Annotated in this window: 13 protein-coding genes; 11 read left to right on the forward strand and 2 right to left on the reverse strand. The window is 42.1% G+C overall.

What is annotated here, in order from left to right; translation table 11 throughout:
• Together PMAL9190_RS14755 and nhaR are read left to right on the forward strand one after the other, a co-directional pair.
• The gene (locus PMAL9190_RS14755; RefSeq protein ID WP_087845854.1) at nt 1–240 is read left to right on the forward strand and encodes a hypothetical protein; all 240 of its coding nucleotides are present in this window, start codon (nt 1–3) and stop codon (nt 238–240) included.
• 118 nt (nt 241–358) lie between these two features.
• The gene (gene nhaR, locus PMAL9190_RS14760; RefSeq protein ID WP_065169209.1) at nt 359–1,243 is read left to right on the forward strand and encodes a transcriptional activator NhaR; all 885 of its coding nucleotides are present in this window, start codon (nt 359–361) and stop codon (nt 1,241–1,243) included.
• Nucleotides 1,244–1,308: 65 nt separating this feature from the next.
• Here the strand turns inward: nhaR and PMAL9190_RS14765 are convergent, their stop codons facing one another.
• A complete protein-coding gene (locus tag PMAL9190_RS14765) occupies nt 1,309–1,944 on the reverse strand; it encodes a DUF502 domain-containing protein (protein WP_235004367.1) in 636 nt (211 codons plus the stop codon).
• Between the two features lie 149 nt (nt 1,945–2,093).
• The gene (gene rpsT, locus PMAL9190_RS14770; RefSeq protein ID WP_087845855.1) at nt 2,094–2,354 is read right to left on the reverse strand and encodes a 30S ribosomal protein S20; all 261 of its coding nucleotides are present in this window, start codon (nt 2,352–2,354) and stop codon (nt 2,094–2,096) included.
• Between the two features lie 207 nt (nt 2,355–2,561).
• Between rpsT and murJ the strand changes: the two genes are divergently transcribed.
• The 9 genes from murJ to carA all read left to right on the forward strand — a co-directional run bounded on the left by murJ (nt 2,562) and on the right by carA (nt 13,433).
• The gene (murJ, locus tag PMAL9190_RS14775) at nt 2,562–4,124 is read left to right on the forward strand and encodes a murein biosynthesis integral membrane protein MurJ (RefSeq protein ID WP_200813427.1); all 1,563 of its coding nucleotides are present in this window, start codon (nt 2,562–2,564) and stop codon (nt 4,122–4,124) included.
• Nucleotides 4,125–4,310: 186 nt separating this feature from the next.
• Nucleotides 4,311–5,273, forward strand: coding sequence for a bifunctional riboflavin kinase/FAD synthetase (ribF, locus tag PMAL9190_RS14780; RefSeq protein ID WP_087845919.1), 963 nt, complete (start codon nt 4,311–4,313; stop codon nt 5,271–5,273).
• A gap of 5 nt (nt 5,274–5,278) precedes the next feature.
• The gene (gene ileS / locus PMAL9190_RS14785; protein WP_087845856.1) at nt 5,279–8,119 is read left to right on the forward strand and encodes an isoleucine--tRNA ligase; all 2,841 of its coding nucleotides are present in this window, start codon (nt 5,279–5,281) and stop codon (nt 8,117–8,119) included.
• The gene (gene lspA / locus PMAL9190_RS14790; protein WP_087845857.1) at nt 8,119–8,643 is read left to right on the forward strand and encodes a signal peptidase II; all 525 of its coding nucleotides are present in this window, start codon (nt 8,119–8,121) and stop codon (nt 8,641–8,643) included. Before ileS ends, lspA (PMAL9190_RS14790) begins: the two co-directional genes overlap by 1 nt.
• Before the next feature lie 158 nt (nt 8,644–8,801).
• On the forward strand, nt 8,802–9,320 hold the full coding sequence (lspA, locus tag PMAL9190_RS14795) for a signal peptidase II (RefSeq protein WP_087845858.1): 519 nt from the start codon (nt 8,802–8,804) through the stop codon (nt 9,318–9,320).
• A 100-nt stretch (nt 9,321–9,420) separates the two neighbouring features.
• Complete coding sequence (gene fkpB / locus PMAL9190_RS14800; RefSeq protein ID WP_087845859.1) at nt 9,421–9,855, forward strand: FKBP-type peptidyl-prolyl cis-trans isomerase; 435 nt, start codon at nt 9,421–9,423, stop codon at nt 9,853–9,855.
• A gap of 12 nt (nt 9,856–9,867) precedes the next feature.
• Nucleotides 9,868–10,812 (forward strand): 4-hydroxy-3-methylbut-2-enyl diphosphate reductase, encoded by a 945-nt coding sequence (gene ispH, locus PMAL9190_RS14805; RefSeq protein ID WP_087845860.1) that lies wholly within the window; start codon nt 9,868–9,870, stop codon nt 10,810–10,812.
• 119 nt (nt 10,813–10,931) lie between these two features.
• Nucleotides 10,932–11,741, forward strand: coding sequence for a 4-hydroxy-tetrahydrodipicolinate reductase (gene dapB, locus PMAL9190_RS14810; protein WP_087845861.1), 810 nt, complete (start codon nt 10,932–10,934; stop codon nt 11,739–11,741).
• Nucleotides 11,742–12,293: 552 nt separating this feature from the next.
• Complete coding sequence (gene carA / locus PMAL9190_RS14815) at nt 12,294–13,433, forward strand: glutamine-hydrolyzing carbamoyl-phosphate synthase small subunit (protein WP_087845862.1); 1,140 nt, start codon at nt 12,294–12,296, stop codon at nt 13,431–13,433.
• Nucleotides 13,434–13,437: the final 4 nt, after the last annotated feature.

Consider the following 13,437-nt stretch of genomic DNA (forward strand, 5'->3'; position numbering starts at 1 on the left):
ATGAAAACGTTGCTAGTTGTTATTGCGTGTTTATTTTCATTACCCAGTGTAGCTGCAAATTATCAGCAGTGTACTAATGACGATCGTTCTGAGTTATGCCAAGCATACTTACAAGGGATCCATGATGCTAAAGCGACCGCAGTTAAAACATCGACTGTGCGTGAGAGTTCGTTCCGTCAACGTGCGTTAGAACAACGTGGTGGCGAGCGAGTACGCAATTTAGAGCGACTGCAGCGTTAATTACGACTCAAATACGATCTTGGTTTGATTTTACTATAATTTATAGTGTCAAGCATTGAACAGCCCAGTGGCACAGCGTAAGCTTTGCCGCTGGGTTTTTTTATTTAAAATAGCGGCAATGTCTCACTTAAATTATAACCATCTTTATTATTTCTGGATGGTCTGCAAACAAGGTTCAGTAACCAAAGCTGCTGATGCATTATTCCTGACCCCACAAACGGTTACGGGGCAAATTCGTTCATTAGAAGAACGTTTAAAAGGCAAGTTAACTAAACGGGTTGGGCGTAATATTGAACCAACGGAGCTTGGCCAATTGGTGTTTAAATATGCTGATAAGATGTTTGATCTTAGTTATCAAATGCTTGATCGTATTAATTATACCCAACGTGATAACCAATTGTTTGAAGTTGGTGTGGCCGATGCGTTGTCAAAACGATTAGTGAGCCAAGTGTTGCTTGAAGGTATACCGAACGATCAACGGATCCAATTAAGCTGTTTTGAATCGACCCATGAAATGTTGTTAGAGCAGTTGTCACAGCATAAATTAGATATGATTCTGTCAGATTGTCCGGTGAGTTCGACCCAAAACCCAGGTATATATAGTAAAAAACTCGGTGAATCTGCGATGAGTTTTTTTTGCACTGATGATTTATCTGATGCTGATTTTCCAGCTTGCATTGAAGATTATAAATTATTAGTACCTAGTCGACGTTCTGCAATGGGACGCAAATTACATCAATGGTTTGATCAGCAAGGGATCACGCCAAATATTTTGGGTGAGTTTGATGATGCAGCATTAATGAAGGCATTTTCTTGTTACCACAAGTCGATGTTTATTGCGCCATCGATTTATGCCGATGAGTTGACTAGCAGTAGTCGAGTTCATGAAGTGAAGCGAGTAGTTGATATTTGTGATGAGTATTTTGTTATTTTTGCTGAGCGAATGATCATGCACCCAGCAGTAAAACGTATTTGCGCTGCGGATTTTAGCAACTTGTTTTAAATAACCTTTATTAATTAACGCCTTAATAAAATAAGGCGTTAATCATTACTGTTAGTAATGCTGGCCTATTTCTGCGGATCTGCCGCTAATGGCGTTTTAAGGTCTTTTTCTTCTTTATCTTTATCTTTGGCTGAAATTGAAATACCAGCCGTTAAGTTATAACGCATTGCATCTTCAAATGACCAATCAACAAGGGTGAGATCTTGACGCTTAACCAGCGTTGTCACGCCCGCTATTTGGTAACTGAGTGGAAATAGTACTGGCACCCAGTCACCTTCAGGTAATGCGTTTGTCAGCGGTTCTGGCGTGTCGTTAGCCATAATAAAGCCCACCACATAGGTATCATTGGCCTGATGGACTAACACGGTTTGCTGACTCTTATTTTTATTGTCACTGCTCATTAATGAGGCAATATCATTAATACTGCTATAAACCGTTTTGAAAAACGGGAATCGCATCAATTGACGAATAATAAAATCATATAGCCATGCGATAGGGCTGACAGAAAAAAGCAGTCCAGCAACGAACAATAAGATTAGAATGAGTAAAAAACCAGCACCTTTAAAGAGTTCATTGATGTGAACAAGGCCAAATAAAAAACTGCCTACTTCATCTAATGACTCAAAAAGTGACCAAAATAACCAAATACTTAATACTAGCGGCAGAACATTGAACAAGCCGCGTAATAGCGTTTTTTTCATTTTATGCTCGAAGATGTGAAAGAAATTCAACTATAAAGTTAGCAAAAATAACAATTTAAGTGCTAGTTTTATAGACGATGGCTAATGAAGAGACATAAAAAAACCGACCCTAAGGTCGGTTTTTTTTAATCTAGACTCATTAATTAAAATTAAAGAGCTTTGATTTTCGCAGCTAGACGAGCTTTGTGACGTGCAGCTTTGTTCTTATGGATCAGGCCTTTAGTAGCCATGCGATCCATAACAGGTTGCATTTCAGCGAAAGCTTGTGTTGCAGCTTCTTTATTACCAGCTTCAATAGCGATAATTACTTTCTTGAAGAAAGTGCGCATCATAGAACGACGGCTAGCGTTATGCTGACGACGTTTTTCTGAAGTTAGTGCACGTTTCTTAGCAGATTTGATATTTGCCAAGGGTGTAACTCCCAAATCTTGGTATGGTGACAATTTAAGGCCGAGGACTATGCCCTTAATCTTAATCATTGTCAAATGATTCGTGCAAATAACCGCCATACCAATCTAGTTGGCACTTGCGGATTAACACGGTTAATATGGCGGAAGATTTTACCAGTATTTCGAATCAGAAGTCACCTTTCTGAACATCTTTTATGAGGTTTTTTTGTGAGTAAGCGTCTTTTACGCTCTGGAATGATAGTTAGCGCCATGACTTTGGTGTCCCGCGTGCTTGGTTTGGTCCGAGATGTGGTCGTCGCTAACCTTATGGGAGCAGGGGCTGCGGCCGATGTTTTTTTCTTTGCCAACAAAATTCCCAACTTTTTACGTCGTCTTTTTGCAGAAGGCGCTTTTTCGCAAGCCTTTGTACCCGTACTAACGGAATATCATGCAGCTGGTGACGTAGATAAAACGCGATTATTGATTGCTCGTGCCGCTGGTACGTTAGGCGGTATCGTTACGATAGTAACTTTAGTCGGCGTATTAGGGTCGGGAGTGGTAACGGCATTATTTGGTTTTGGTTGGTTCTGGGATTGGCTGCATGGCACTGCACCGGGGGCTGAAAAATTTGAACTGGCCAGCTTGTTACTGAAAATCACCTTTCCCTATTTGTGGTTTGTTACCTTTGTGGCGCTATCTGGTGCAATTTTAAACACGTTAGGTAAATTTGCGATTTCATCGTTTACGCCAGTGTTTCTTAATATTGCAATTATTGGTTGTGCGGTATTTGTGGCTCCTCATTTAGCTAAACCTGAAATTGGCTTAGCAATCGGTGTTTTCATTGGTGGTTTAGTCCAATTTGGTTTTCAAATACCATTTTTATATCGTGAAGGCTATTTAGTACGGCCGCAATGGGGCTGGAATGACCCTGGTGTGACCAAAATCCGTAAACTCATGCTTCCCGCTCTATTTGGCGTTTCAGTCACTCAAATCAATTTACTGCTTGATACTCTGATTGCGAGTTTTCTAATGACGGGCTCAATCAGTTGGTTATATTATTCCGATCGTTTATTAGAATTTCCGTTAGGCCTGTTTGGCATCGCGATTGCGACCGTGATTTTACCGGCGTTATCACGTAAGCATGTTGATAAATCCCCTGAACAGTTTTCGCATACTATGGATTGGGGGGTGCGAATGGTGCTGATTTTAGGCATTCCTGCAATGTTGGGGATGATCACTTTAGCCAAGCCAATGTTGATGGTGATGTTCATGCGAGGTGAGTTTGATCTGTATGACGTTAATCAAACCGCAATGTCGCTATGGGTGGTATCTGCGGGGCTACTTAATTACATGTTGATTAAAGTATTTGCGCCAGGTTATTACGCTCGTCAAGATACCAAAACACCGGTAAAAATTGGTATTATTGCCATGGTGAGTAACATGGTATTTAACGCTATTTTTGCTCCATTCTATGGTTACGTTGGTTTATCGATTGCGAGTGTATTATCGGCGTTGTTGAATGCTGGATTGCTATATCGAGGCTTACATAAGGGAAATATTTATCGCATTAGCCGTCAGACATTATTGTTTGTGTTGCGATTAGCAATTGCTGGTGTGGTGATGGTAGCGGGATTATTATGGTTCAGTCCAACCATAGAACAGTGGTTAGCATTCCATTTATTAGAACGAATGATATGGCTATTTGGCTTGATCCTCGGTGGTAGCGGGCTTTACCTGCTATGTGCGATTATTTTAGGTGTCCGTCCGCGCCATCTGCGTGCGGAAAGCTGATTGAAGCCGCTGAGTAGTATATAATTCATCTGTTTTACGCGACAAGGCGCTTTTCTACCGCTAATGGTGGTGAGTGGTTTGTCGTGGTTATTAAATTTTTGGCTGTTATTGGTCATCATATAAACAAGTAACCTGATTGTAGGATGAACGAATAGCCTTATGAGTACTGACATAGTTAAATCACCTATGGAACTAATTCGAGGTATACCCAATATTCAGCCATACCATCATGGTTGCGTGTTGACGATCGGTAATTTTGATGGCGTTCATCTTGGCCATCAAACCTTGCTTAAACAGGTGGTGGCGAAAGCACATTCAATGGGACTTGCCGCAACGGTGATGACATTTGAACCACAACCACAAGAACTTTTTGCTGGTGATAAAGCGCCTGCAAGGTTAACCCGTTTTCGCGAGAAATATATAGAATTGAAAAAAGTCGGCATTGATCGATTGTTGTGTGTTAATTTTAATCATCATTTTGCAGCCATGACTGCTGAATATTTCGTCGAATGCTTGTTGGTAAAGCAATTGGGTGTTAAATTTCTGGTTATTGGTGATGACTTTCGTTTTGGTCAAGAGCGACGTGGTGATTTTGCGATGCTGGTGGCAGCTGGTAAGAAATACGGATTTGAAGTAATTAGTACGGCAAGTTTTTGTGTTTCACAGCAGCGAGTAAGCAGTACTGCAATTCGTCATGCGTTAGCGAATAATGAATTAGAACAAGTAGAACAAATGCTTGGTCGACCATACAGTATTCGTGGCCGTGTCTCACACGGAAGAAAATTAGGCCGTACTATCGGCTTTCCAACAGCGAATATTCCACTTAAACGTCGTGTAGCACCTGTTGCAGGGGTTTATGCGGTTGAAGTGTTGGGTATTACTGCTGCGCCCATTGCGGGGGTAGCGAATGTTGGCCACCGACCAACAGTACAAGGTGTACGACAACAACTTGAAGTTCACCTATTTGATTATCAAGCCGATCTTTATGGTCGCCAGCTTGAAGTCGTGTTGCGCCATAAATTGCGTGACGAACAAAAATTTGAATCATTCGATGCGCTGAAACTACAAATCGAACGAGATGCTCAAGCAGCACGGGTGTGGCTGTCTGAGCGTAATAATGTCCAATTTCGCCCAAGTAACGGAATCTAGAATCCATGAGTGACTATAAAGATACCCTGAACCTGCCTGAAACAGGGTTTCCGATGCGAGGCAACCTAGCTCAACGTGAGCCAGCAATGCTTAAGCGTTGGTATGATGAAGATCTTTACGGTGAAATTCGTAAAGCTAAGAAAGGTAAAAAATCTTTCGTATTACACGATGGCCCTCCTTACGCTAACGGTGATATTCACATCGGTCACGCGTTAAACAAGATTCTTAAAGATATTATTATTAAATCAAAGACACTTTCTGGCTTTGATTCACCGTATATTCCTGGTTGGGATTGCCACGGTCTACCGATTGAATTAATGGTAGAAAAGAAATTTGGTAAACCAGGTCAAAAACTGACAGCTGCTGAGTTCCGCGAAAAATGTCGCGCATATGCTGCAGGTCAAGTTGAAGGTCAAAAAGAAAGTTTCATGCGTCTAGGTGTACTAGGCCAGTGGGACAAGCCATACCGCACTATGGATTTTGATACTGAAGCTAATATCATTCGTGCATTAGGCAAAATTGCAGATAAAGATCATCTACTGAAAGGCTTTAAGCCTGTTCACTGGTGTACTGATTGTGGTTCAGCATTGGCTGAAGCAGAAGTGGAATACCAAGATAAAGTCTCGCTATCTATCGATGTTAAATTTAAAGCGGTAGATGAAGCTGCAGTCTTAGCGAAGTTCGGCTGTGTGGCTGATCAAGGCCAAGGCGATGTGTCGATTGTTATCTGGACAACCACACCATGGACAATGCCAGCTAACCGTGCAGTTGCTGTAAGCGCTGATCTTGAGTACGCATTAGTACAAACGCCAGTCACTGACGCACATCCTCAACCACAACGTTTGATCGTAGCGGCTGAGCTTGTGAAAGAAGTGATGGGCCGTGTCGGCTTTGAAGAATCAGAAATTCTTGGTTTCTGTAAAGGTGATGCATTAGAGCTAATGCGCTTTAATCACCCATTCTACAGCTTTGATGTGCCTGTTGTGCTTGCTGATCACGTAACAACAGAATCAGGTACTGGTTGTGTACACACTGCACCTGGCCACGGTCAAGAAGACTTCGTGGTTGGTCAAAAGTACAACCTAGAAATTGCTAACCCTGTTGGTAGCAACGGCGTTTACTTACCTGATACAGAGATCTTTGCCGGTCAACACGTATTTAAAGCTAACGAAGTGGTTGTAGATGTCTTACGTGAACACGGTTCATTGTTAAACTTCTCAAAAATCACGCACAGCTACCCACATTGCTGGCGCCATAAAACGCCAATTATTTTCCGTGCAACGCCACAGTGGTTTATCTCAATGGAGAAAGCTGGTCTGCGTGCAAAAGCATTAGGAGAAATCAAAAGCGTACAATGGATGCCTGAATGGGGTCAAAGCCGTATCGAAGGTATGGTTGAAGGACGTCCTGAGTGGTGTATCTCACGTCAACGTACTTGGGGTGTGCCAATTGCACTGTTTATCCATAAAGAAACGCAAGAGCTTCACCCACAAACATCTGAGCTAATTGAAAAAGTAGCACAGCTTGTTGAGCAAAAGGGTATTCAAGCGTGGTGGGATCTAGAGTTGACTGACGTAATGAGCGCAGAAGACGCTGCTAATTACGAGAAAGTACTAGATACATTAGACGTATGGTTTGACTCAGGTGTTACTCACTTCTCTGTGGTTGATAGTCGCCCAGAGTTCAACGGCCATTCAGCAGATCTTTACCTTGAAGGTTCAGACCAGCATCGTGGTTGGTTCCAGTCTTCATTGATTTCATCGGTAGCGATGAAAGACAAAGCCCCGTATAAGCAAGTGTTAACACACGGCTTCGTGGTTGACGGTCAAGGCCGTAAAATGTCGAAATCAGTCGGTAACGTGGTTGCGCCTAAAGATGTGACTAACAAGCTTGGCGCAGATATTCTCCGTCTATGGGTTGCATCAACTGATTACACTGGTGAAGTTGCCGTATCTGATGAGATCCTAAAGCGTTCAGCTGATGCGTACCGTCGTATTCGTAACACTGCACGTTTCTTCCTAGCAAACTTAAATGGCTTTAACCCAGAAACAGATTGTGTGCCAGTTGATGAAATGGTAGCGCTTGATCGTTGGGCTGTAGGTCGTGCAATGGCAGCTCAAGAAGAGATCATTAAGGCATACGAAGACTACAACCTACACACAGTAACTCAACGTTTAATGCAGTTCTGTTCAGTTGAAATGGGCTCTTTCTACTTAGATGTTATTAAAGACCGTCAGTACACAGCAAAACGTGGCAGTCATGCACAACGTAGCTGTCAAACTGCGCTTTACTACATTGTAGAAGCGCTTGTGCGTTGGATGGCACCTATCATGTCATTCACTGCCGATGAAATCTGGAACGAAATGCCAGGTAAGCGTGATCAATTCGTGTTTACTGGTGAATGGTTCGATGGTTTATTTGGTCTAGCTGAAAACGAAGAACTAAATAACGAATTCTGGGCTGAAATTCAGCAAGTTCGTGGTGCCGTGAACAAGTTACTTGAAACAGCACGTAGCGAAAAAGTTATCGGTGGTTCACTACAAGCTGAAGTAACGCTTGCAGCGAACGCAGAGCTTGCCGCTAAACTGAACAAGCTAGAAGACGAACTACGTTTTGTATTGCTAACATCAAAAGCACAAGTTGTGGTTGCAGATAGCAAGCCAGAAGGCGCACAAGAAACAGATATCGAAGGATTATTTGTAACGGTGAATGCATCAGAAGCGGCGAAATGTGAGCGTTGTTGGCACCATGTTGCTGATGTTGGCACAATTGCTGGACACGAAGAAGTGTGTGGTCGTTGTGCAACCAACATCGATGGCGACGGCGAAGAGCGTAAATTTGCCTAATGACTAGTTCAGCACCTCAGCAGCCGCTAACGCTTAAACAATCGGGTATTCGCTGGTTATGGCTAGCGATTCTGGTATTTATTATCGACAATGGCTCTAAGCTATTGGTGATGGACACGATGGGCTATGGCTGGCCAAACCGGATTGAAATCACACCGTTTTTTAATTTACTGTATGTGCACAATACCGGTGCTGCATTTAGTTTTTTAAGTAGTGCGGGTGGTTGGCAACGATGGTTATTTGCAGCGATTGCCTTTGGTGTTTGTGGCTTATTAGCAGTGTGGATGCGTCGTACACCTGCAACCAATAAAATGGCCAACATTGCGTATGCGCTGATTATTGGTGGTGCGTTAGGTAATCTTTTTGATCGCCTATACCACGGCTTTGTGGTCGATTTTCTTGATTTTTACTACGGTAATTATCATTGGCCGGCATTTAACATTGCTGACTCAGCCATTTGTTTAGGGGCTGCATTGTTGATTCTTGATGGTTTTCGAGCCGATAAAGTCGCGAAAGCGCACTAAACATTGATAGGTTATTAAAATAAAACGCTGCCTGTGATTACAGGTGGCGTTTTTTTTTAATTATTAATTGGCGATGTTTATGTTTGACTTCAATAAGACTTAACTTTCAATGGCAGTCGTTATACTGGATAGCAAATGGTGTGCTGAGGAGTATGTAAATGGCAAAAGTAGGATTAGATGCAAAATTTGAACAACGATCAGGCTTACGTTGGCTTTGGGTCGCAATGATTGTGTTCATAGTGGATTATCTAAGTAAAATTATCATTATGGGTACCATGGCCGCCAATGGAGAAAAACCGATAGCAGTACTGCCATTTATGAATCTTTATTACGTCCATAATACTGGCGCGGCATTTAGCTTTTTAAGTACTGAAGGTGGTTGGCAACGGTGGTTATTTGCCTTAATTGCCGTGGTGGTATGTGGTTTTTTAAGCTATCAAATGCGTCAGGCTTCGATTACTAAAACAGCACATAATATTGGTTGTGCATTAATTATTGGAGGTGCTCTGGGTAATCTTTTTGATCGAATACATTATGGCTTTGTAATTGATTTTTTTGATTTTTATTATAAGAATCACCATTTTGCCATTTTTAATATTGCTGATGTTGCTATTTGTTGCGGTGCAATATTGTATCTATTGAGTAGTGTTAGTCAGTCTCGAGTAGATTTAAAATAGCGCCAAAGTTATTAGATGGACTAAAAACCTTAGTTAGCATGCGTTGATACCCGTGGCACTTTGTTGTTAAATAGTCGTAATCAAGAATAGGGATAAATATATGTCGGTGATCAAGGATAACAGTGAAGTGCTAATGCATTTTGCAATTAAATTAGCGGATGGAACTGTCGCTGAATCAACGTTTGCTAATGCTAAGCCAGTGATATTTCGCATGGGTGATGGCAGCCTCACTGCTAACTTTGAAAAATGTTTATTAGGATTAACCGTCGGGCAGAAGTCTAGCTTTGATTTAGCGCCTGAAGATGCTTTTGGTCCTTCGAACCCAAATAATATTCATCATGTCGAACTGAGTAAGTTTAGCGCAGAAACGCCAGCTGAAGTTGGCCGCATTATTGCCTTCACAGGTCCTGATGGACATGATATTCCCGGTATAATTACCCAAGTAATGGGTGAGTCAGTGACCGTTGACTTTAATCATCCATTAGCAGGTAAGACAGTCACCTTTGAGGTTGAAGTTGTCTCCATTGAACGTTAAGAGCCATAATTGATGAAAATATTACTCGCAAATCCACGGGGTTTTTGTGCTGGTGTTGATCGTGCGATTAGCATTGTTGAGCGTGCACTAGCAATGTATCAGCCACCTATTTATGTACGTCATGAAGTAGTACACAACCGCTTTGTTGTCGAAGGACTTAAACAGCGTGGGGCTATTTTTGTTGAGGAATTAAGTGAAGTACCTGACGATAATATCGTTATTTTCTCGGCGCATGGGGTATCACAAGCGGTTAGAAATGAAGCCAAAGCACGACAGTTAACCGTGTTTGATGCTACCTGCCCATTGGTAACCAAAGTACACATGGAAGTCGCTCGAGCTAGTCGTAAAGCGATGGAAGTGGTGTTGATTGGTCATGCGGGTCATCCTGAAGTAGAAGGAACCATGGGTCAATATGCCAACCAAGAGGGTGGAATGTACTTGGTTGAGAAACCGCAAGACGTCGACGCTTTAGTGGTAAAAGATCCATCAAATCTACATTTTGTAAGTCAAACTACGTTATCTGTCGATGAAACTGCCGATGTTATTGATCGTCTGCGGCAGGTATTCCCTGACATTCAAGGGCCACGTAAAGATGATATTTGTTATGCGACCCAAAATCGTCAAGATGCAGTGCGTGAAATGGCTGAAACGGTTGATGTCATGATTGTGGTCGGCTCTAAAAATTCATCAAATTCAAATCGCTTACGTGAGCTTGCCGAAAAACTTGGCACGCCGGGTTATTTAACCGATAGTGCAGAAGATATTGATCCACTATGGCTTGCAGGTAAAACTGTCGTTGGAGTTACAGCTGGAGCGTCAGCGCCTGAAGCGTTAGTCAATCAAATTATTAGCCGCATTAAGCTGCTAACCAATACTACAGATGTTGAAGAATTATCCGGACGTGAAGAAAACATGTTCTTTGAAGTGCCGAAAGAGTTACAAGTAAAAAATATTTAAGCCAATGTTTGTTTGTGATTGATGAGCCTCAGTGAAAACTGGGGCTTTTTTTATCATAGTCAACAAGCTACAGTGGATAGATATTATTATCAAATGAACAGTGTAGGGGATGCACGTTAATGGTCAGAATTGCAATAGCCGGCGCAGCCGGACGAATGGGACGTCAGTTAATTAAAGCCACTGCTTTGTCAAATACAACGACACTAACGGTTGCTACTGAGCGCACTGGCTCAAGTTTAGTGGGGGCGGATGCTGGAGAGCTCGCAGGCATTGGTTTGGCGAGTGTTGTTATTATTGATGATCTTAGCCAAGCGATAGATGACTTTGATGTGTTAATTGATTTTACTGCACCTGTGGTCACACTGGCAAACCTTGAACTATGCCTGCAGCACCATAAAAAAATAGTCATAGGCACCACCGGCTTTAGTGAACAACAGCGCCAAGTTATTGATACTGCAGCAGAGCAGATCGCTGTCGTTATGGCACCTAACTATAGTGTTGGTGTCAATCTGGTGTTTAAGTTATTAGAAAAAGCCGCCAAAGTAATGGGAGACTACTGTGATGTTGAAATCATTGAAGCTCACCATCGTCATAAAGTCGATGCGCCATCAGGAACTGCGATAGGTATGGGTGAAGCGATCGCTGGTGCAATGGGTAACAAACTCAGTGATGTTGCTGTTTACGCGCGCGAAGGGATCACTGGCGAGCGTACGCGTGATGAGATTGGCTTTGCGACTATTCGAGCTGGCGATATTGTTGGCGAGCACACCGCAATGTTTGCTGATATTGGTGAGCGGGTTGAAATTACCCATAAGGCAACTGACAGAATGACATTTGCCAATGGCGCAGTACGCGCTGCAGCATGGCTTAATAATAAGCCAGATGGGTTTTATACCATGACTGATGTATTGGATTTGGATCGATTATAGACTGAGCTCTTTCTCCTTTAAAACCTGCTATTGAGCAGGTTTTTTTATAACTGATGATAATGTTAGTTTTGTTTTTATTCATATTCGTGGGTATTTTGTGCATAGATTAAGTGGACTGTTTTAATACAACTCAAGCATGAGGGAAGCCGCTTAAAAACATGGTATTTGGTGTTAGTTATATCAATCTAATACTATTTTTCTTTAAATGTTGTTATTTTTGTATGTAAAGTCGATTTATTTTATCGTTTGCGCATTGTTTTTAATTTTGTTAATGGGTTTGTTACTTTGGCAATCGATTACATTTTAACTTACGTTATTCAATAGTCCTAAAGATGTAATTAAAGTTGTTGTTTTCAGTCTTTGGTGCAAAAAAGAGTGCTTGGTCGTGATTTTCTAAATTTAATTACAGTTAAATGTTGACAGTTTGCTAACTGATCCATAGAATTTGCGCAATTTGTCAAAAATCAGTAGTTGAAGGTTTTTGGCGTTAAATGGAATGGGTAGTTGCAAATATATCTGTTTTAATTGCATTTTTATTTTTTGGAGGTTGTCTTGAGCAAATCTGCGCTGTTAGTCCTTGAAGATGGGACAGTGTTCCGCGGCGTGTCCATTGGGGCAGATGGTTCGGCTGTTGGTGAAGTTGTTTTTAATACCTCGATGACGGGGTACCAGGAAATTCTCACTGACCCCTCTTACTCGCAACAGATCGTTACTCTTACTTATCCTCATATTGGCAACACTGGTACTAATACCGAAGACGAAGAATCAACAGCAATTCATGCTCAAGGTTTGGTTATTCGTGATCTTCCTCTTATTGCTTCTAACTTCCGCTCTGAACAAACCCTTTCTGACTACCTTAAATCACAAAATATTGTTGGCATCGCTGATATTGATACGCGTAAGTTAACTCGTATTTTACGTGAGAAAGGTGCTCAAAATGGTTGCATCATTGCGGGTAATGACCTTGATGAGACAGCTGCACTAGCTCAAGCTAAAGCATTCCCTGGTCTTAAAGGTATGGACTTAGCAAAAGAAGTGACTACGGCTGAAACTTATAGCTGGAAGCAAGGTTCATGGACATTAACGGGCGGTTTACCGGCAGCAAAAGATGACAGTGAACTACCGTACCATGTTGTTGCATACGATTTTGGTGCTAAGCGCAATATCCTACGTATGCTGGTTGACCGCGGTTGTCGTCTAACGGTAGTACCGGCGCAAACGTCAGCAGAAGAAGTCTTAGCATTAAATCCAAATGGTGTTTTCTTATCAAATGGTCCTGGTGATCCAGCGCCATGTACTTATGCGATTGAAGCAACGAAAGTATTTTTAGACAAAGGGTTACCAATTTTTGGTATCTGTCTTGGTCACCAAATTCTGGCATTGGCTAGCGGTGCACAAACAGTGAAAATGAAATTTGGTCACCACGGTGCTAACCACCCAGTAAAAGATCTTGAGCGTGATGTGGTAATGATCACTAGCCAAAACCACGGTTTTGCCGCTGATGAAGCAACCTTACCTGATAATCTACGTGCAACCCATAAATCCCTGTTTGATGGCTCTCTACAAGGTATCCATCGTACCGACAAGCCAGCATTTAGTTTCCAAGGCCACCCAGAAGCGAGCCCTGGTCCACATGATGCAGCACCACTATTTGATCATTTCATCGAACTAATCAAGAAACACAGCGCCTAAACTG

It is taken from the genome of Photobacterium malacitanum, assembly GCF_900185615.1.
Classification (GTDB): domain Bacteria; phylum Pseudomonadota; class Gammaproteobacteria; order Enterobacterales; family Vibrionaceae; genus Photobacterium; species Photobacterium malacitanum.

Bases quoted from the DNA above. Each gene is read 5' to 3' on its own strand.
- fkpB (WP_087845859.1), top strand. From the start codon at position 9,421: ATGTCGGTGATCAAGGATAACAGTGAAGTGCTAATGCATTTTGCAATT.
- lspA (WP_087845858.1), top strand. From the start codon at position 8,802: ATGGCAAAAGTAGGATTAGATGCAAAATTTGAACAACGATCAGGCTTA.
- ribF (WP_087845919.1), top strand. From the start codon at position 4,311: ATGGAACTAATTCGAGGTATACCCAATATTCAGCCATACCATCATGGT.
- PMAL9190_RS14755 (WP_087845854.1), top strand. From the start codon at position 1: ATGAAAACGTTGCTAGTTGTTATTGCGTGTTTATTTTCATTACCCAGT.
- ileS (WP_087845856.1), top strand. From the start codon at position 5,279: ATGAGTGACTATAAAGATACCCTGAACCTGCCTGAAACAGGGTTTCCG.
- nhaR (WP_065169209.1), top strand. From the start codon at position 359: ATGTCTCACTTAAATTATAACCATCTTTATTATTTCTGGATGGTCTGC.
- lspA (WP_087845857.1), top strand. From the start codon at position 8,119: ATGACTAGTTCAGCACCTCAGCAGCCGCTAACGCTTAAACAATCGGGT.
- PMAL9190_RS14765 (WP_235004367.1), bottom strand. From the start codon at position 1,944: ATGAAAAAAACGCTATTACGCGGCTTGTTCAATGTTCTGCCGCTAGTA.
- dapB (WP_087845861.1), top strand. From the start codon at position 10,932: ATGGTCAGAATTGCAATAGCCGGCGCAGCCGGACGAATGGGACGTCAG.
- ispH (WP_087845860.1), top strand. From the start codon at position 9,868: ATGAAAATATTACTCGCAAATCCACGGGGTTTTTGTGCTGGTGTTGAT.